This is a genomic window from Enterobacter sp. 241F3 (assembly GCF_034106785.1).
Lineage (GTDB): Bacteria > Pseudomonadota > Gammaproteobacteria > Enterobacterales > Enterobacteriaceae > Enterobacter > Enterobacter vonholyi.
In genome coordinates this window covers 408,315-426,057 of the sequence record NZ_JAWNDD010000001.1, presented here as the reverse complement: position 1 = coordinate 426,057, position 17,743 = coordinate 408,315, and the positions used below count along the sequence as shown (strand labels likewise).

The following is a 17,743-nucleotide window of genomic DNA, read 5'->3' as shown; positions in this document are numbered from 1 at the left end:
CGGCACAGGGATTTTCTTAACGACACTGTGTGACGAGGTAGGAAATGATGCAGATGTTCAACTATCCGCAGGGCGAAGGGGGCCAGTCAGGCGCCTGCTGTGAGTGCGAGCCAGAGACGGTGCGCTGGTACGATCGCGTGTGTTCTTTACAACTTCCCCCTTTGCTAAGCAGGTTTGCGTTAAGGACAGCGCGATTGCAAACCACGGTAAGCATGGGGGGGACGGTTTATGGCGACTAACACCTCTCTTGACTCGCCGGGCATGGCCGGAAGAACCCGGCTGCGCAGTTCCCTTAAGCTCTGGCAGGTGGTGATGATGGGGCTGGCTTATCTCACCCCCATGACCGTGTTTGATACCTTCGGCATTGTGTCCGGTATCAGCAACGGCCACGTGCCCGCCTCGTATCTCCTGGCGCTGGCTGGCGTCATGTTTACCGCCATCAGCTACGGCAAACTGGTACGACAGTTCCCGGAAGCAGGCTCTGCGTACACCTACACGCAGAAATCGATCGGACCCCATTTAGGTTTTATGGTCGGCTGGTCATCGCTGCTGGATTATCTCTTCCTGCCGATGATTAACGTGCTGCTGGCGAAGATCTACCTTTCCGCGCTGTTCCCTGAAGTCCCGCCGTGGGTTTGGGTGGTGGGGTTTGTAACGATCCTGACGCTGGCGAACCTCAAGAGTGTGAATCTGGTCGCCAACTTTAACACCCTGTTTGTGCTGGTGCAGATCGCCATCATGGTGGTGTTTGTCATACTCGTGGTGCACGGTCTGCACAAGGGGGAGGGCGTCGGCACCGTCTGGTCGCTCCAGCCGTTTATCAGCGAGAACGCACATCTGATCCCGATTATTACCGGCGCGACTATCGTCTGCTTCTCTTTCCTCGGCTTTGACGCGGTCACCACGCTGTCGGAAGAGACGCCAAACGCGGCGCGGGTGATCCCTAAAGCGATTTTCCTCACCGCTCTGTATGGCGGGCTGATATTCATTGTTGCCTCGTTTTTCATGCAACTCTTTTTCCCGACGATCGCGCGCTTCAAGAACCCGGACGCCGCGCTGCCGGAAATAGCGCTGTACGTGGGCGGCAAGCTCTTCCAGTCGGTGTTTCTGTGTACCACGTTTGTGAATACGCTCGCTTCAGGCCTGGCCTCGCACGCCAGCGTCTCGCGCTTACTGTATGTGATGGGGCGTGACAACGTGTTTCCGGAGCGGGTGTTTGGCTACGTGCATCCGAAATGGCGTACGCCGGCCCTGAACGTCATTATGGTTGGGATAGTGGCGCTGTCGGCCCTGTACTTCGATCTCGTGACCGCGACGGCGCTGATCAATTTTGGCGCGCTGGTGGCGTTTACGTTTGTTAATCTCTCGGTGTACAACCATTTCTGGCGGCGTAAGGGGCTGAACAAAACGTGGAAAGATCGTTTCCACTATCTCCTGCTGCCGCTCATCGGTGCCGTCACGGTCGGCGTGCTGTGGATAAACCTCGAAGCGACGTCCCTGACGCTTGGCCTCATCTGGGCGGCACTGGGGATCCTTTACCTGACGTGGCTCACGCGCCGTTTCCGCAAACCGCCTCCGCAGTTTGAAGCCGGTAAGATAGAGCAGGCCTGGGATTCCTGAACGTGAAACGGCACCAGTACGCTGGTGCCGTTTTTGTGGATGGCGCGTCTTAACGGACATCAGCCCGCAGGCGTATTATCTCAGACGTTTATGAAGACTTGCGCCAACCAGCAGCGCGGCGCACAGCATCAGCGCGATAAACCCGCCCACGCCGTTCCAGCCGTAGTTATGCCAGAAGACACCGCCGAGCGTCCCGGCGATGCTGGATCCCAGGTAATAGCTAAACAGATACAGCGACGATGCCTGACCTTTGGCGCGACGGGCGCGCGGTCCAATCCAGCTGCTGGCGACCGAATGCGCGGCGAAGAACCCTGCGGAGAAGAGCAGCATGCCGGCAAAAATCAGCCACAGGGAGGAGAAGAGCGTCAGCAACAGGCCGACCAGCATCATCGCCGTGAAGAACAGCATGACCGGGCCGCGGCCATAGCGTGCGGTCATCGCCCCGGCCTTCGGCGAGCTCCAGGTGCCGGTAAGGTACGCCACGGAAAGCAGGCCGACCACCGCCTGGCTCAGATGCCACGGCGAGAGCATCAGGCGGTAGCCAATATAGTTAAACAGCGTGACGAACGAGCCCATCAGCAGGAAGCCGGTCAGGAACAGGCGCGGCAGCCCCTTGTCGCGCCAGTGCAGACGGAAATTGATAAACAGCGTTTTCGGACGCAGCGATGTCGGGCGGAAATGACGCGATTCCGGCAGAATTTTCCAGAACATCAGGGCAGATGCCAGCGCAAAACACCCGATGACTGCCAGCGCAATACGCCAGTTAAAGAAGTCCGTGAATACCCCGCTCAGCAGACGTCCGCTCATTCCGCCAATCGAGTTCCCGCTGATGTAAAGCCCCATAGAGAAGGCAACAAAGCTCGGGTGGATCTCCTCGCTGAGATAGGTCATCCCGACCGCCGCCACGCCGCTAAGCGAGAGCCCAATCAGCGCGCGCATCACCAGAATACCGTGCCAGCTGGTCATCATGGTCGAGAGTAACGTACAGACCGAGGCCAGCATCAGCGCGGTTACCATCACCGGTTTACGGCCAATGGCGTCGGACAGCGGCCCGGTAAAGAGCAGGCCAATCGCCAGCATGCCGGTAGAAATAGAGAGTGAAACGCTGCTGCTGGCAGGCGATACGCCAAACTCATGGGAGAGAACGGGCAGGATCGGCTGTACGCAATAGAGCAGGGCGAAGGTTGCCAGACCGGCGGAAAAGAGCGCCAGCGTGACGCGCATAAATTGGGGAGTACCACGTTTAATGAACTGAACCGGCTGCGATGCTGCGGGTAAATCATTGATATCTCTGGCCGGATCGATATCAATAGTAGTTGTACGACTCACACAGTTTCCTTGCTTAAACATCCCCGTGATTTCTGGTGACGGGTATGACCACCTGTTAAGGGTAGGAAAATGTAAATATTCCGTCTAATATATTAATAATCTTAAATGATACTTTATAAATATGAATATCGAGCTGCGTCATCTCCGCTACTTTGTCGCCGTCGCCGAAGAGCTGCATTTTGGCCGCGCGGCGGCACGGCTAAACATCTCTCAGCCACCGTTAAGCCAGCAGATTCAGATCCTGGAGCAGCAGGTCGGGGCGCGCCTGCTGGCCCGCACCAACCGCAGCGTGAGCCTGACGGCGGCGGGTAAGCAGTTTCTGAACGACAGCCGACAAATTCTGAGCATGGTCGATGACGCCGCCGCCCGGGCAGAACGGCTCTATCTCGGGGAAGCCGGAGAGTTGCGCATCGGGTTTACCTCGTCCGCGCCGTTTATCAGCGCCGTCTCGGAAACCCTGTCGTCATTCCGCCGCCATTTCCCGGATGTTCACATTCAAACGCGCGAGATCAATACCCGCGAGCAGATTGCGCCGCTAAATGAAGGTTCGCTGGATTTGGGGCTGATGCGTAATACCCAGCTGCCGGACTCGCTGGCGTGGGAGGTGATCCTGCGCGAGCCGCTGATGGCCATGATCCCGCACGATCACCCGCTGTCGTCGCGTCCGGCGGTTTCGCTGGCAGAGCTGGCAAAAGAGCCGTTTGTCTTTTTTGACCCGCAGGTCGGAACGGGTCTGTATGACGATATCCTGGGGCTGATGCGCCGCTACGATCTTGCCCCGGTGATCACCCAGGAAGTCGGGGAAGCGATGACGATTATCGGCCTGGTCGCCGCCGGGCTGGGCGTCTCTATTCTTCCAGCCTCCTTTAAACGGGTACAACTGCGCGAAATGCGCTGGGTAACCATTGCCGAAGAGGATGCCGTTTCAGAGATGTGGCTGGTCTGGTCAAAACATCGAGAACAGAGCCACGCCGCGCAGCGTTTCAAACAGCAGTTGATGAACGCCTCCGCCGGGCAGCATTTTCAGGCAAAAGTGGGCAAAAATGTGCGGTAAATCACATGGCTAAGTAAATATTTGACGGCAGCCATACAAGTGCTTCACCATAGCCAACAGTTTATTTCGAAGCTCGAAAATAAGGGAGTACGAGGTGGTCGCGGATAGTCAGCCAGGGCATATTGATCAGATTAAGCAGACCAACGCTGGCGCGGTGTATCGCCTGATTGATCAGCTTGGTCCGGTTTCGCGTATCGATCTTTCGCGCCTGGCACAGCTGGCACCTGCCAGTATCACCAAGATAGTCCGCGAGATGCTGGAAGCGCACCTGGTTCAGGAGACGGAAATTCAGGAGCCGGGCAGCCGTGGCCGTCCGGCCGTTGGGCTGGTGGTGGAGACGGAAGCCTGGCACTACCTGTCGCTGCGCATCAGCCGCGGCGAGATCTTCCTTGCGCTGCGCGACCTGAGCAGCAAGCTGGTGGTGGAAGACCGTCTTGAACTGCCGCTCAACGCCGAGGAGTCGCTCCTTGAGGCGATTGTCTCGCACATCGATCGCTTCTTTATCCGCCATCAGCAGCGCCTTGAACGCTTAACGGCGATCGCCATCACCATGCCGGGCATTATTGATACCGAAAATGGTATTGTTCACCGCATGCCGTTCTACGACGATGTGAAAGAGATGCCGCTGGGAGAGGTGCTGAAAAACCATACCGGCGTGCCGGTCTATATTCAGCATGACATCAGCGCCTGGACGATGGCGGAAGCGCTGTTCGGCGCATCCCGCGGCGCGCGGGATGTGATCCAGGTGGTTATCGACCATAACGTCGGGGCGGGCGTGATTACCGATGGACGACTTCTTCACGCCGGAAGCAGCAGCCTGGTGGAAATCGGCCACACCCAGGTCGACCCGTACGGCAAGCGCTGCTACTGCGGGAACCACGGCTGTCTCGAGACCATTGCCAGCGTGGAAAGCGTGCTGGAACTGGCGCAGGTCCGGCTCAGCCAGTCCATGAGCTCCTCGCTGCACGGACAGCCCTTAACGGTGGATTCCCTCTGCGCCGCCGCGCGCCAGGGCGATCTGCTGGCGAAGGACATTATTACTGGAGTAGGGAATAACGTTGGCCGCATTCTGGCCATTATGGTGAACCTCTTCAACCCGCAAAAAATCCTCATTGGCTCACCGCTGAGCCAGGCGGCGGAAATCCTCTTCCCGGCGATCTCGGCCTGTATCCATCAGCAGTCGCTTCCCGCCTACAGCAAAAATATTGCGGTAGAAAGCACCCAGTTTTCCAACCAGGGCACGATGGCAGGCGCGGCGCTGGTCAAAGATGCCATGTATAACGGCTCGCTGTTGATCCGCCTGCTACAGGGTTAACTCTTTTCCGCTGATGTAAGAAAAATTGCGCTATCTCAAGCCGGGTAGCGTACGCATCCCGTAGACTTCCTCCACTGAATTATTTACCTGGTTTATATTTTCGAAGCATACCCAAGAGGTGGAGTGAGTCATGCTTAAGCGTTTCTTTGTTACTGGTACAGATACCTCTGTCGGCAAGACCGTCGTATCCCGCGCATTGCTGCAGGCGCTGGCAGCAAGCGGTAAACGCGTGGCAGGGTACAAACCGGTCGCAAAAGGCAGTAAAGAGACGCCAGAAGGATTGCGTAATAAAGACGCCCTGGTGCTGCAAAGCGTCTCGTCACTGGAACTGCCTTATCACGCGGTCAATCCCATTGCGTTAAGCGAAGAGGAGAGCAGCGTAGCGCACAGCGGCCTGATTAATTATCCCCTGTTGTCCGACGGACTGGCGAACCTGAGCGAGAAGGTTGACCACGTAGTGGTTGAAGGGACGGGCGGCTGGCGCAGCCTGATGAATGATTTGCGCCCGCTGTCTGAATGGGTTGTGCAGGAGCAGCTTCCGGTGGTAATGGTGGTAGGGATCCAGGAAGGGTGCATCAACCACGCGCTGCTGACGGCGCAGGCGATTGCCAATGACGGCCTGCCGCTGATTGGCTGGGTGGCAAACCGCATCAACCCGGGCCTGGCGCACTACGCCGAGATTATTGACGTGCTGAGCACCAAACTGCCTGGCCCATTAGTCGGCGAGCTGCCTTATTTGCCACGCGCCGAGCAGCGCGAGCTAGCGCACTACATCGATCTCTCTGCCCTCGGTGGCGTGCTGACCGTAGACAGAGTCGTGGCGTAACGTCCGCGACAATACGGACGCCACCACGCAGGCGACCAGCAGGCCGGGCAGTAAAAAATACTGTCCGGTCATTTCACAGACCATCAGTGCCGACATAATGGGCGCATGCGTGGTCGCGGCGAGTAGCGTTGCCATCCCTGCCAGCCCCAGCAAAATAGCCGTTTCAGAACCCGGCAGCCACAGCGCGAAAAGCTGTGCAAACAGCATGCCCGTCGCCATGCCGACAAACAGCGTCGGCGTGAACACCCCGCCCGGCGCGCCCGACCCGCTGCTCGCCAGCACTGCCAGCAATTTACAGATGAACACCCCGGCAATCACCGACAGCAGCGGCGGCGCGAGCAGAAAAGCCTGAACCACGCTGTAGCCGTTCCCCCACACCTTCGGCGTCAGAAGAGACAGCAGCCCAACGATCGTACCGCCCAGCGCTAATTGCCACGGCGGCGAAAGTTTGAGGCGCAGGAAAAGAGCGTGGCTGAATGCCATCAACCCCATCAGCAGCGGTCCGCAAAGCCCTGCCAGCAGCCCCATGGAGACCAGCAGGGCATAATCGGCTGCGGTGAGTGTGCCGCTCAAATGGACCGCGTAGAGCGTGCCGGTACCCGGCGCCAGGAGCTGCGTGGTGAGCAGCGCCACCACCGCCGCGATAATGACGGGGCCGAGCGAGGCCAGCATCAGGGTGCCAAACAGAATCTCCGCAATAAACAGGCTTCCGGCTAACGGAGCATGGTAGGCGCTGGCCATCCCGGCCGCGGCGCCGCAGGCGATCCATAACTTCCATTCAGATTTGGGCGTAAAGCGCCGGGCAAAAAAGGAGGCGGCGAGGGCGGCAAGCAGGATCATCGCCCCTTCACGCCCGATGGCGCTTCCGCTGGCGACGACCAGCAGTGAGGCAAGGGATTTAACCAGGCTGGCGCCGTAGTCAAACTGACCGTCGCCCGTCTCCAGCGCTTCCATGTAATCGGTAGGGGCATGAGGCCGCTGGGCGGTCAGCCGCTGCCATCCCCAGAGCAGCAGCCCGGCAGCCAGCCCGCCCAGCGCGGGCGTCAGCGCGCGCCGCCAGGGTGAGAGCGAGGCGGCGGCATTCACCAGGCTGCCGCTGTCGTTGCTGAGAAGCAGCCACTCCAGCAGATACATGCTGTGGCGGAACACCGCAACGGCCAGCGCGGCCAGCACGCCGGTGACGGTGGCAATCAGCAGTCGGCGAAACATCGCGCGGATGTCGGGGTACGTATGAAGACGTTGCATGAGTCGCGAGTAAACGGGGACGATACAATATTGTGGCGGCAAATCGCGGGGGTAGCAAAAGGTATGCGTGCGGAAAAGCCGGGCGATGCCCGGCCAGAAAGGTTAGCTGTCGGTGTGAATATTCAGCGCCCGGCGCGTACGACCTGAACTCAGATACTCGGCAATATAGTCCTGAGAAATCTCGCCGTTGTAGCGCCCGTCCTCATCTACGATCGGCATCCAGCTGGTGTTGCTCTCATACAGGCGTGACAGCACCACGCGCAGGTTGTCTTCCGCCTTGCCGGTCATGCGGAACGGATGCAGGATGTCGGCGCAGGTCCCGCTGGCGTTACGCGCTTCGCGACGCTTCACAAAGCCCAGCGGCTTGCCGTGCTCGTCGACTACGGTAATCGCGCGAATATCATTATCATCCATGGTCGCAAAGGCTTCGGGAAGCGGAGTAGAGCCCCGCACCGTAATGGTCGGCTGCTGGTCGGTGACGTCGCCCGCCGATACCAGCAGCAGGCGCTTCAGGGTGCGGTCCTGACCGACAAACGAGCCGACAAACTCGTTCGCCGGTTTCGCCAGCAGTTCATCCGGGCTGGCGCACTGCACGATTTTCCCCTGACGGAATACCGCGATACGATCGCCGAGCTTCAGGGCTTCGTCGATATCGTGGCTCACCAGCATGACGGTTTTTTTCAGCTTGCGCTGCATCTCCAGGAACTGGTTCTGGATCACCTCGCGGTTAATCGGGTCAACCGCGCCGAAGGGCTCATCCATCAGCAGCACCGGAGGATCTGCCGCCAGGGCGCGGATCACGCCGATGCGCTGCTGCTGGCCGCCGGACATCTCGCGCGGATAGCGATTCAGGAACTTATGCGGATCCAGTGCCACCATATCCATCAGCTCTTCGGCGCGGGTTTTACAGCGTGCTTTATCCCAGCCCAGCATGCGCGGCACAACGGTAATGTTCTCTTCGATGGTCATGTTCGGGAACAGGCCAATCTGCTGGATCACGTAGCCAATGTTGCGGCGCAGGGTGACGGTGTCCATCCCGCTGGTGTCTTCGCCGTTGATCAGGATCGTCCCGCTGCTTGGGGTAATGAGGCGGTTAATCATCTTCAGGGTGGTGGTCTTCCCGCAGCCGGACGGGCCCAGTAGCACACACATTTCCCCTTCGGGTACGTTCAGGTTGACGTTGTCGACGGCCTTAAAGGTCTGGCCGTGCTTCTGAGAAAATTGTTTGGTGAGGTTTTCCAGTTTTATCATTATCGAATCCCCTTCGGAGTCAGAACCACCTGCAGACGGTGCAGCAGCCAGTCGAGCACAATCGCTAAAAGACAAATCATCAGCGCGCCCGCAATCAGCATGCGAATATCGCTTCCGCCGATGCCGTTGAGCAGCAGCAGGCCCAGACCGCCCGCGCCGATCACCGCGGCAATCGCCATCACGCCGATGTTCATCACCACGGCGGTGCGGATCCCGCCGAAAATCACCGGCAGCGCCATCGGGATTTCGACCCAGCGCAGGCGCTGCCAGAAGGTCATGCCGATACCGCGTCCGGCTTCACGCAGGCCGGGCGGCAGGCTGTCGAGCGCCGTATGGGTGTTACGCACAATCGGCAGCAGCGAGTAGAGAAATACCGCCGTGATCGCGGGCAGGGCGCCAATTCCCTGACCGATCAGCGAAAACAGCGGGATCATCAGGCCAAACAGCGCAATGGACGGAATGGTCAGCACGATGGTGGCAATCCCCAGCACCAGCGTTGCCAGCCACTTGTGGCGAACAATCAGAATGCCCAGCGGTACGCCGATGAGAATGGCTAAGCCCACGGCCAGCGCCACCAGCCACAGGTGCTGCAGCGTCAGGGTTAGGAGGTATTCCCAGTTGTCCAGAATGTAGTGAATCGTCTCCATAGCGCCTCCTAGAGCAGCTGTTTGCTACGCAGGAAATCGCGGGCGACCTGCTGCGGTGACTGATGGTCGATATCCACCTTCTTGTTCAGCTCGGTGATAACGTCGTTGTTGAGCTGGGCCGAGAGGGTGTTGAGCGCCTCTTCCAGGCCGGGGTTGGCCTCCAGCGTGTCTTTACGCACCACCGGCGTCACCGCGTAGCTCGGGAAGAAGCCTTTATCATCTTCCAGCACCTTTAGGTCGAAGCCCTTCACGCGCCCGTCGGTGGTATAAATCAGCCCGGCGTCGACGAAGCCGTCGCGCACCGCGTTATAGACCAGACCGGGGTCCATCTGACGGATCTGCGGGCGGTCCAGGTCCATCTTGTAGGCCGCCTGAAGCGGCTTCATGCCGTCGCTGCGTCCGGCAAATTCCAGGTCTAAGCCCAGCAGCCAGTTTTTGTCCGGATCGGTTTTACGGACCTGCTCAATCTTTGCCACCATCTCCGACATGGTGTTGATATGTTCCGCCTCTGCGCGCTTGCGCTGCATGGCGAACGCATAGGTGTTGTTCATGTCGGCGGGCTTGAGCCAGACCAGACCGTGCTTCGCGTCCAGGCGTTTCACCGTCTCGTAAGACTCTTGGGGCGACATGCGCTTGTTGATGTGGTTAAAGATGATTAATGACGTGCCGGTGTACTCCCAGGTCATATCAATCTGCTTGTTGATCATCGCGTTGCGGGAGATCACCGTGGCGATATTGGTTTGCGGCTGCACCTGGAATCCTTTCTTCTGCAGGTACTGCACGGTCATCGCCGAGAGAATGTGCTGCTCGGTAAAGCTCTTGGTCGCCAGAATCAGCGGGGCCGCGATGGTCTGGCCGGTGAACAGCGCCGCGGCACACAGCGCCGCCAGGCCGGATATCAGTCTCATAAAAGCTCCTTGTTATTGTTATCGGGGGAGATGGGGACTCATCACGCGACCCAGCGCCGCCAGCAGGGTATCGAGGATCAGGGCGAACAGGGCGGTGGCCGCCGCGCCGAGGATCAGGGTCGGGAAATCGTTCAGATAAATGCCGGGGAAAATTAGCTCGCCGTAGCTGCTGGCGCCAATCAGGAACGCCAGCGGCGCGGTACCAACGTTAATGGCGGTCGCAATGCGAATGCCGGAGAGCATCACCGGCCAGGCGGCTGGCAGCTCAACCTGGCGCAGACGCTGCCATTTGGTCATCCCGATGCCGTTTGCCGCTTCCAGCAGCGACGGCGGGACCGAGCATAGCCCGGCATAAGTATTACGCACGATCGGCAGCAGCGAGGCGAGGAATAGGGCGATAATGGCGGGCTTATCGCCAATGCCGATCACCACCATCGCCAGTGCCAGCACGGCCAGCGGCGGCAGCGTGTTGCCTACGTTGAAGATTTGCATCACATATTCGGCGATACCTCGCGCGGCCGGGCGGCTCAGCAGAATACCCGCCGGAATACCCACCAGCAGGGCAAAGAACATTGATGAGAAAACCAGAATCATATGCTGTTGCCCGAGATAGATCAGGTCAACCTGACGCGCTCTGAGGGTCTCCAGCCCGATCCCCCAGACGAGGAGGGCGAGAACCACGATAATGGCGCCGACAAACAGCAGCGAACGTTTGAGTAAAGGGTGCATTGCGGTGTGTCTCCCTGTGCGCATGCGTTATAGCAACCACCGGTTGCCTGTTGTTATGCCATGTTTCGGCAGGGGTATTTCACCTATAGCAAGCGTTTGGGAAGGGTTCCAGCGAAGGGGTAAAATCAGTAACCCTATGAAAACAGTGACAACCTTAAGCCAGGCCTTACGGCGTAAGGCCTGATTGTGTGGCGGGCAGAATAGTCCTAAAGCGAATTTTTAGATGTGACAACGTCACATCTAAAGAGCTCTTACACTGAAAACATGGCATTATCTTCATAGAGTGGCACGCACTCGTCGAACCCGCGACGAGACGGTGATAATTGATACCACGGCGACAACCGCAAGCATCAACCCCAGCGCCAGCATGGCGTTGAAGCCAATCCATCTGAACAGCAGCAGCCCCGCAATACCGCCCGTAATGAATGAAAATAGGGTGGTTAAGTGGGTTTTTAGCTGGCTTTTTTGCGCCGCCGTATCTTTGGAGTAATCCCTGCGCAGCATCGCCACCATGACGGAGGCCAGGGAAATCCCCGCGTCCGTTAGCGTGCCGGTAATGTGCGTCGATCTTACCCGTCCGCCGGAAAGTTGCGTGGAGGTGGAATTATGAATGCCCATCAGAAAGCAGAGAAAAAGAATAATCTCGCGATTGCTGGTGAGCGCATGGAAATACATTTCGTAAAAGGAAACGCCGGTCAGTAATATCCCCTCGACAAAAAGGATTTGGCAAAAAACCAGCCTGACGTTATGGATAATACCCCATATGACGATCGTGCGCGCAATAATGGCGCCAGCCACAAAAGAGAGAATTATCGAGCCGAAGAAAATAATATCGCTCAGATCGGTAGAAGAAACTTCGCTGGATAATTGTGAGGTGTTGCCGGTCATGTGTGAGGGGAAAAAGCCAAATGCCCCGAGGGCGATGGCGTTCAGCAAACCTGCTGAGGTCGCCAGCCAGAGAGCAAGCCGGCGATCCTCCTGATGCGTTCGTTCTTTTTTGAGTTTAATCAGCAAGAATACCTCCGGGTTGAGCTTTGCCTGACTATTCAGGCTAGCAAAGCGGTGCAACGGGCTGTCCAGGATATGGCTTAATTATTATTCCCTCTGGCGACAATCAGGGTTTCGTAATTAAAAAAACAGCCTCGTTGCGGTATTCATTCAGGCATTAAGTTTTACACCATGCCGTTATTGCCGTGACGCAAAAATGCCGGACGCTGGTTAAGGCGCTCGAACCAGGCCTCAATGGCGGGCACGTCTGGCTTATCAAACGGCGTCATTTTCCAGCGATTCACCGACAGCCCAAGCACCACGTCAGCGAGGGTAAACGTCTCGCCCGCTGCAAAGGCCCCGGTGCGCTGCAGCTGTTGTTCCAGAATGGTGATGCAGTGGTTCCACTCCTTGATTCCTGCCGCAATACGCTCGGGGTCGTTAAAGGCCGGGTTTTTACGCCCCAGCGCCGGGAAGACATAGCGCCAGGCGTTGTTAAATTCAGTGGCCTGCCAGTCCATCCAGCGCTCTACGTTGGCACAGGCCTGCGGTTCTGCGGGCAGCAGATCGTGACGTTCGGCCTTGCGCGCCAGATAACGGCAGATGGAATTGGACTCCCACAACACGAAATCACCATCAATCAACACCGGCACCATGGCGTTGGGGTTCAGTGCGCGGAAGGCATCCGTTTCCGTCGAGGCAAAACCGCTGCCGTAATCTTCCTGCTGATAGGCTATGCCCGCTTCTTCGCAGGTCCAGAGCACTTTACGAACGTTGATGGAGGTGGTTTTGCCGAGGATGGTGATCATTGCGCAGGTGTCCTTTAGAGGAATGAATTGTCTAAAAACAATACACCCGTTGTGCGTCAGAGGCTGGGGCAAAATTTGGTGGGGGCAGCTGAAGGTAGTAGTGCGAAGCACTTTCGGAGAGCACTTCGCAGTCTAAAACTGATTTAAACAGGCTGTTGGCTAGAGTGGCTGGTGTAGAAACTTATACCGTTTCCATCCGGATCCTGCAGGGAAAAATAATGATGTCCAAATAGCGTTTCCTGCGCAATTTCCTGAGCTGAATATCCCTTTGCGATGAGGCCAGTTCGATACGTTTCAAGTTCCGATCTGGAATGGCCCGCGATCATGAGATCAATTTTTTCTGCAGCAAAATCTGGCCGCTGACCAACGCGGCTGATATGCAGACTCTGCGTTTCAGGCACATCCTTTTCGGTCAACAACAAATGGGTGCCGCCGCGTAACTCAATAATCGCCATGCCCGGAAATTTGTCGAGCGCACGCAGGCCTAGCCCCTGGTAAAATGCATAGCTGGCATCAACATCGTTCACTTTCATCACAAAATGTGCGAGTGCTGCAGAGGGTAATAATTCATTCATTTTCTTGCCTTTCATAGGTTTATCAGGGAATGAACGCATTGCAATCTTGTCGGGCAAGGCTTGCAGTGCTAATGTGACTGGCCAGTCGAAAACATTATCCGACTGATCAGTCGAATTAAGCAAGGGGAAATCGTGACGCGCAAAAAAGAAATCGATCGGGAGCAGGTTTTAGATGCTGCTGAAAGCATCATCCTTGAGTCTGGAGGGCGCGTATTTACGCTGGATGCCGTCGCGGAACGTGCTGGCATCAGTAAAGGCGGCCTTGTGTATACCTTTTCATCAAAGGATGGCCTGATATACGCCGTGCTTGAGCGCGAAGTGACGCGTTTCCAGCAGGCAGTCGGTCAGCGTCTTACAGCTACCGCCGCAGGGCCACGAGAATTAATTCTTGCACACATCGAGGAAGCACTGGAGGAAGAGGATGCTGTAACACAGATGGCGGCGTTTCTTATTACGGCTCTCGTGCATGCGCCAGGTATGCTGGCGCCCGTTCGCAACCTGTATCGCACACTCCTCGAACCGCTACGCGAGGCTGGAGAGGATATGGCCGATGTCAGGCACGCGTTTCTCGCTGTAGAAGGCATATTCCTGCTACGCGGACTGGGGCTCGCTGATATCCCGGCAGGCGAAATAAAATCGGTATTGCGTCACGCGCGTGAAATGATTTTGGTGGCGTTGGCACGAACCTGCTGAGACAATACAATAAAAGCACCTGTTCAATAGATGCTTTTATTCAGAAAATATGTCTTAGATTTTGCCCAGCAGAATATTCAACATGCGGCGCAAGGGCTCCGCCGCTCCCCACAATAGCTGATCGCCAACCGTCAGAACCGAATATATTGGATCGTTGTTGAGAGACATTTTCTTGTAACGGCCAATACCAACCTGAAGCGAACCGCTGATATAAGCCGGGGTCAATTTACTGACGCTTTCAACCTTGTTATTGGGCACATAGTTAACCCAGGGATGAGAATGCGTCACTAACGCTGCAAATTCTTCTTCGCTGACGTCACGCCTGAGCTTCATGGTGATTGCGGCGCTGTGGCAGCGTATCACGCCAACACGAATACACAATCCATTTACCGGGATCGCACCAGGAGACAAACCAAGAATTTTGTTTGTTTCGGCTTCACCTTTCCACTCTTCACGGCTATTACCATCCCCTAAATCGCTGTCAATCCACGGTATAATGCTGCCCATTAAAGGCGCGCCGAAATTCTGTATCGGCATGTCAGCGCTGTTAATTAACGCACTGACTTTATTGACTAAAGGCAGCACTGAACCTGATGATGCCAGTTCATCAGAGGAAAAATGCTCACTGATCCAGGCACTTTGAACAATTAATTCCCTGACATATTGCGCTCCCGCACCTGATGCAGACTGATAGGTCATAACGCTCATCCATTCGATCAGGTCAGCCTTAATCAACCCTGCCAGCCCCATAAGACTCAGCGTGATGGAACAGTTGCCACCGACAAAAAGTTTAATTCCCTCTTTAACGGCACGATCAATCGTGGGGCGATTGACGGGGTCGAGAATAATGCAGGCTTTCTCATCCATCCGTAGCGCTGAGGCCGCGTCAATCCAGTAGCCTTGCCAGCCACAATTAATCAAAGCAGGATAGATTGCTTTTGTGTAATCACCGCCCTGACAGGTAATGATGATATCCATTTCGGCCAGGTCACTGATGGAATTAGCATCTTTGAGTGTATAGCTGACGCCGCCAATGACTGGACCGGCGGCCCCGGCGCTTGAAGTACTGTAAAAATGCGCTGAGATATCGTCGAAGTCGTTCTCTTCGACCATTCTCTGTAATAAAACAGAACCAACCATTCCTCGCCAACCAACAATACCAACCTGCTTCATTTGTTTAGCCTTATCAACGTTACAAGAATGTTAATTTTCGCAGCAGGTTATATCTCATCCAAACATGAAGATCACTACGAACTGCAGCTAATTCCTTCATTATTAAAATGTTTCATAAGACATCAGCAATATTTATACCTGATGAAGCCATCAGTTAAAAAACGATCGCAGGCATGACGTGCAATGACTGTCAATTAAGAATGAAAGAGCAATTATTAAGAAGCGAATCTCTGGCAAAGGGGGAGCCCGGAATTGGCTGCCGGGCCTGGTGAATAGTTCAAAATTGGTGATGATTGTTCAGACAATCAGGCCGCCTTCACAGCCCTGATTTTTTTCGTGTCAGCCGCATCGGATTCTGTTTTATCCGCTACCGCTGGAGTAGTGAGATCGGGAAGCTTGCTGGTACGAAGAATATGCTGCACGGTCTCTTTCTGCTCGGCGAGATACAGGCCAAGGTTTTCAGCCTGCGTTTCATCCATCTGCATTCCGCTTTGCAACAGCCAGTCGGTGAACGCGTCGGCCATATCAAGCAGCTTGTCGTGAGCGTCAGCCTCTTTCTTACTGGCAAATGTCATTTTCTCTTCACCTTTTCTTACGACAACAAATTTTGTTTCAACAGCCATCGTGCACCTCGCTATACTGTGTTTATATACAGTATATCAGCAACAGATCGATGTTGCAGCAAAATATGCATTACTGGCGAAGCTGCTGCGTTTCGGGGCCACCTATACTGCGCCGCCATGCCCCAGGCGCCTGACCATACTGACGCTTAAAGCTGCGGTTGAAGGACTGCTGGGAGTCAAAGCCCAGCGCGATCGCCACGTTCAGAATCGGTTCGTCGCTGTGGGATAACCGCTCAACCGATTTTTGCAGCTTTTGCGCACGAATATACCCGGCGAGGGGATAGCCCGTATGCTCTTTGAACAGGCGCTGGAGGTGCCATTTCGAGTAGCCGGAACGCCTGGCGACGGTCTCAATGTCCAGGCGACTGTCCAGGTTGTTGTCGATCCAGTCGAGTAAATCATGCATAAATGCGCCAGTGTTCATCTGGTTACCCCCACGCAGCGGATGAAAAAGTATCTTTGTCTGTTGCATTTAAAGGTGGCGCGTTTTTTCAGTAATTGCAAGTTTTATTGTTGCATTTAAATCCCTGACCGAAACGGGTCTTTTCACATCCGCTCAAATAGCACATAAAGTGCAACAATTATTCTTGCACTTAGTTAAGTGCCTTCCTACAATCGCCGCGAATAGTGTATTCGCAACTGTTACAGTTTTGTGGCGATGAACGACACAAATGGCCTGAAGACAGCCACCGGACAAAGGAAGTGGCGCGGTGCCTCCTGCTGCGTCTTGCCCGGTGGCGACAATTACTGGAATAAAAATAATGAGCCTGCAAAAAACCTGGGGTAACTCTCCTCTGAGCGCGCTGGGGGCAATATTGCTCTCCGTGCTGCTCGTCGGATGCGATAACAGCGTCGCGCAAAATGCCGCGCCACCTGCGCCTGCCGTGAGTGCCGCTGACGTGGTGGTGAAATCGATTAGCCAGTGGGATAGCTTTAACGGCCGGATTGAAGCGGTGGAGAGCGTTCAGCTGCGCCCGCGCGTTTCCGGCTACATTGATAAGGTGAATTACACCGACGGCCAGGAAGTGAAGAAGGGCGAGGTGCTGTTCACCATTGATGACCGTACCTATCGCGCCGCGCTGGAACAGGCGCAGGCGAACCTGGCAAGAGCCAAAACGCAGGCCAGCCTGGCGCAAAGTGAGGCTAACCGTACCGATAAGCTGATCAATACCCATCTGGTCTCACGGGAAGAGTGGGAGCAGCGTCGCTCGGCTGCCGTTCAGGCGCAGGCCGACATTCGCGCCGCGCAGGCGGCGGTTGACGCAGCCCAGCTCAACCTGGACTTCACCAAAGTGACCGCGCCTATCGACGGTCGCGCCAGCCGGGCGCTGATCACCAGCGGGAACCTGGTGACTGCGGGCGATACCGCCAGCGTCCTCACCACGCTGGTCTCGCAGAAGACGGTGTACGTCTACTTTGACGTGGACGAGTCAACCTATCTTCATTACCAAAATCTGGCCCGCAGCGGGCAGGGGGCGTCCAGCAATCACACGGCGCTGCCGGTTGAGATTGGCCTGACGGGCGAGGAGGGTTATCCCCATCTGGGCAAAGTGGATTTCCTGGATAACCAGCTCACGCCGAGCACCGGGACAATCCGCATGCGCGCGCTGCTGGATAACTCACAGCGTCAGTTCACGCCGGGACTGTTTGCCCGCGTACGCCTGCCGGGCAGCGCGGAATTCAAAGCCACGCTGATTGACGACAAGGCGGTGCTGACCGATCAGGATCGTAAATACGTTTATATCGTCGATAAAGAGGGGAAAGCGCAGCGTCGCGACATTACGCCGGGTCGTCTGGCAGACGGTTTACGCATCGTGCGGCAGGGGCTGAATCCTGGCGACAAAGTCATCGTCGAGGGTTTACAGAAAGTGTTTATGCCGGGTATGCCGGTTAACGCCAAAACCGTTGCCATGACCGCCACCAGCGCCCTCAACTGATCCCTTGACCTGAGAATCCAAC

Annotated in this window: 18 protein-coding genes; 6 read left to right on the top strand and 12 right to left on the bottom strand. The window is 56.2% G+C overall.

Features of this window, described 5'->3' with window-relative positions; translation table 11 throughout:
• Nucleotides 1–228 precede the first annotated feature (228 nt).
• Entirely contained in the window at nucleotides 229–1,620 is a 1,392-nt protein-coding gene (locus UR504_RS01920) for an APC family permease (RefSeq protein ID WP_045284883.1), read from the top strand.
• A 75-nt stretch (nucleotides 1,621–1,695) separates the two neighbouring features.
• Here the strand turns inward: UR504_RS01920 and UR504_RS01915 are convergent, their stop codons facing one another.
• The gene (locus tag UR504_RS01915; protein ID WP_111965727.1) at nucleotides 1,696–2,949 is read right to left on the bottom strand and encodes an MFS transporter; all 1,254 of its coding nucleotides are present in this window, start codon (nucleotides 2,947–2,949) and stop codon (nucleotides 1,696–1,698) included.
• 121 nt (nucleotides 2,950–3,070) lie between these two features.
• Between UR504_RS01915 and UR504_RS01910 the strand changes: the two genes are divergently transcribed.
• From UR504_RS01910 to bioD, 3 genes are all read left to right on the top strand, one after another.
• A complete protein-coding gene (locus tag UR504_RS01910) occupies nucleotides 3,071–4,003 on the top strand; it encodes a LysR family transcriptional regulator (protein WP_127730601.1) in 933 nt (310 codons plus the stop codon).
• A gap of 94 nt (nucleotides 4,004–4,097) precedes the next feature.
• The gene (gene mlc / locus UR504_RS01905; protein ID WP_111965729.1) at nucleotides 4,098–5,318 is read left to right on the top strand and encodes a sugar metabolism global transcriptional regulator Mlc; all 1,221 of its coding nucleotides are present in this window, start codon (nucleotides 4,098–4,100) and stop codon (nucleotides 5,316–5,318) included.
• 130 nt (nucleotides 5,319–5,448) lie between these two features.
• Nucleotides 5,449–6,144 carry a dethiobiotin synthase gene (gene bioD / locus UR504_RS01900; RefSeq protein WP_115874916.1) on the top strand — a complete coding sequence of 232 codons (696 nt, stop codon included), beginning with the start codon at nucleotides 5,449–5,451 and terminating at the stop codon, nucleotides 6,142–6,144.
• Here bioD and clcB read toward each other — a convergent pair.
• The 8 genes from clcB to UR504_RS01860 form a co-directional block, all read right to left on the bottom strand.
• Nucleotides 6,079–7,389, bottom strand: coding sequence for a voltage-gated ClC-type chloride channel ClcB (gene clcB / locus UR504_RS01895; RefSeq protein WP_115874917.1), 1,311 nt, complete (start codon nucleotides 7,387–7,389; stop codon nucleotides 6,079–6,081). The two genes, bioD and clcB, sit on opposite strands and share 66 nt — an antisense overlap.
• Nucleotides 7,390–7,491: 102 nt before the next feature.
• On the bottom strand, nucleotides 7,492–8,640 hold the full coding sequence (gene osmV / locus UR504_RS01890; RefSeq protein WP_149366791.1) for an osmoprotectant ABC transporter ATP-binding protein OsmV: 1,149 nt from the start codon (nucleotides 8,638–8,640) through the stop codon (nucleotides 7,492–7,494).
• Nucleotides 8,640–9,287 (bottom strand): osmoprotectant ABC transporter permease OsmW, encoded by a 648-nt coding sequence (gene osmW / locus UR504_RS01885; RefSeq protein WP_274243018.1) that lies wholly within the window; start codon nucleotides 9,285–9,287, stop codon nucleotides 8,640–8,642. The genes osmV and osmW overlap by 1 nt, the downstream gene beginning before the upstream one ends.
• Nucleotides 9,288–9,295: 8 nt before the next feature.
• Complete coding sequence (gene osmX, locus UR504_RS01880) at nucleotides 9,296–10,195, bottom strand: osmoprotectant ABC transporter substrate-binding protein OsmX (protein WP_274243020.1); 900 nt, start codon at nucleotides 10,193–10,195, stop codon at nucleotides 9,296–9,298.
• 18 nt (nucleotides 10,196–10,213) lie between these two features.
• Complete coding sequence (gene osmY / locus UR504_RS01875; RefSeq protein ID WP_302234846.1) at nucleotides 10,214–10,924, bottom strand: osmoprotectant ABC transporter permease OsmY; 711 nt, start codon at nucleotides 10,922–10,924, stop codon at nucleotides 10,214–10,216.
• A gap of 276 nt (nucleotides 10,925–11,200) precedes the next feature.
• On the bottom strand, nucleotides 11,201–11,938 hold the full coding sequence (locus tag UR504_RS01870; protein WP_274243024.1) for a YoaK family protein: 738 nt from the start codon (nucleotides 11,936–11,938) through the stop codon (nucleotides 11,201–11,203).
• A gap of 158 nt (nucleotides 11,939–12,096) precedes the next feature.
• Nucleotides 12,097–12,720: a glutathione S-transferase family protein gene (locus tag UR504_RS01865; protein ID WP_045910392.1), complete on the bottom strand. Its 624-nt coding sequence runs from the start codon at nucleotides 12,718–12,720 to the stop codon at nucleotides 12,097–12,099.
• Nucleotides 12,721–12,863: 143 nt separating this feature from the next.
• Nucleotides 12,864–13,418: a VOC family protein gene (locus UR504_RS01860; RefSeq protein WP_274243027.1), complete on the bottom strand. Its 555-nt coding sequence runs from the start codon at nucleotides 13,416–13,418 to the stop codon at nucleotides 12,864–12,866.
• A 9-nt stretch (nucleotides 13,419–13,427) separates the two neighbouring features.
• On the opposite strand from UR504_RS01860, the gene UR504_RS01855 reads away from it, so the two are divergent.
• Complete coding sequence (locus UR504_RS01855) at nucleotides 13,428–13,988, top strand: TetR/AcrR family transcriptional regulator (RefSeq protein ID WP_252092830.1); 561 nt, start codon at nucleotides 13,428–13,430, stop codon at nucleotides 13,986–13,988.
• A 54-nt stretch (nucleotides 13,989–14,042) separates the two neighbouring features.
• On the opposite strand, the gene asd is transcribed toward UR504_RS01855, so the two are convergent.
• The 3 genes from asd to UR504_RS01840 all read right to left on the bottom strand — a co-directional run bounded on the left by asd (nucleotide 14,043) and on the right by UR504_RS01840 (nucleotide 16,208).
• On the bottom strand, nucleotides 14,043–15,161 hold the full coding sequence (gene asd, locus UR504_RS01850) for an aspartate-semialdehyde dehydrogenase (RefSeq protein WP_302234849.1): 1,119 nt from the start codon (nucleotides 15,159–15,161) through the stop codon (nucleotides 14,043–14,045).
• Between the two features lie 305 nt (nucleotides 15,162–15,466).
• Nucleotides 15,467–15,784, bottom strand: coding sequence for a YebG family protein (locus UR504_RS01845; RefSeq protein WP_274243028.1), 318 nt, complete (start codon nucleotides 15,782–15,784; stop codon nucleotides 15,467–15,469).
• Nucleotides 15,785–15,854: 70 nt separating this feature from the next.
• Entirely contained in the window at nucleotides 15,855–16,208 is a 354-nt protein-coding gene (locus tag UR504_RS01840) for a helix-turn-helix domain-containing protein (protein ID WP_115874926.1), read from the bottom strand.
• 337 nt (nucleotides 16,209–16,545) lie between these two features.
• Here UR504_RS01840 and UR504_RS01835 point away from each other — a divergent pair, with 337 nt between their 5' ends.
• The gene (locus tag UR504_RS01835; protein WP_302234851.1) at nucleotides 16,546–17,721 is read left to right on the top strand and encodes an efflux RND transporter periplasmic adaptor subunit; all 1,176 of its coding nucleotides are present in this window, start codon (nucleotides 16,546–16,548) and stop codon (nucleotides 17,719–17,721) included.
• Nucleotides 17,722–17,743: the final 22 nt, after the last annotated feature.

Bases quoted from the DNA above. Each gene is read 5' to 3' on its own strand.
- UR504_RS01920 (WP_045284883.1), top strand. From the start codon at position 229: ATGGCGACTAACACCTCTCTTGACTCGCCGGGCATGGCCGGAAGAACC.
- clcB (WP_115874917.1), bottom strand. From the start codon at position 7,389: ATGCAACGTCTTCATACGTACCCCGACATCCGCGCGATGTTTCGCCGA.
- UR504_RS01840 (WP_115874926.1), bottom strand. From the start codon at position 16,208: ATGAACACTGGCGCATTTATGCATGATTTACTCGACTGGATCGACAAC.
- UR504_RS01845 (WP_274243028.1), bottom strand. From the start codon at position 15,784: ATGGCTGTTGAAACAAAATTTGTTGTCGTAAGAAAAGGTGAAGAGAAA.
- osmV (WP_149366791.1), bottom strand. From the start codon at position 8,640: ATGATAAAACTGGAAAACCTCACCAAACAATTTTCTCAGAAGCACGGC.
- UR504_RS01865 (WP_045910392.1), bottom strand. From the start codon at position 12,720: ATGATCACCATCCTCGGCAAAACCACCTCCATCAACGTTCGTAAAGTG.
- asd (WP_302234849.1), bottom strand. From the start codon at position 15,161: ATGAAGCAGGTTGGTATTGTTGGTTGGCGAGGAATGGTTGGTTCTGTT.
- osmX (WP_274243020.1), bottom strand. From the start codon at position 10,195: ATGAGACTGATATCCGGCCTGGCGGCGCTGTGTGCCGCGGCGCTGTTC.
- osmY (WP_302234846.1), bottom strand. From the start codon at position 10,924: ATGCACCCTTTACTCAAACGTTCGCTGCTGTTTGTCGGCGCCATTATC.
- UR504_RS01910 (WP_127730601.1), top strand. From the start codon at position 3,071: ATGAATATCGAGCTGCGTCATCTCCGCTACTTTGTCGCCGTCGCCGAA.
- osmW (WP_274243018.1), bottom strand. From the start codon at position 9,287: ATGGAGACGATTCACTACATTCTGGACAACTGGGAATACCTCCTAACC.
- UR504_RS01835 (WP_302234851.1), top strand. From the start codon at position 16,546: ATGAGCCTGCAAAAAACCTGGGGTAACTCTCCTCTGAGCGCGCTGGGG.
- bioD (WP_115874916.1), top strand. From the start codon at position 5,449: ATGCTTAAGCGTTTCTTTGTTACTGGTACAGATACCTCTGTCGGCAAG.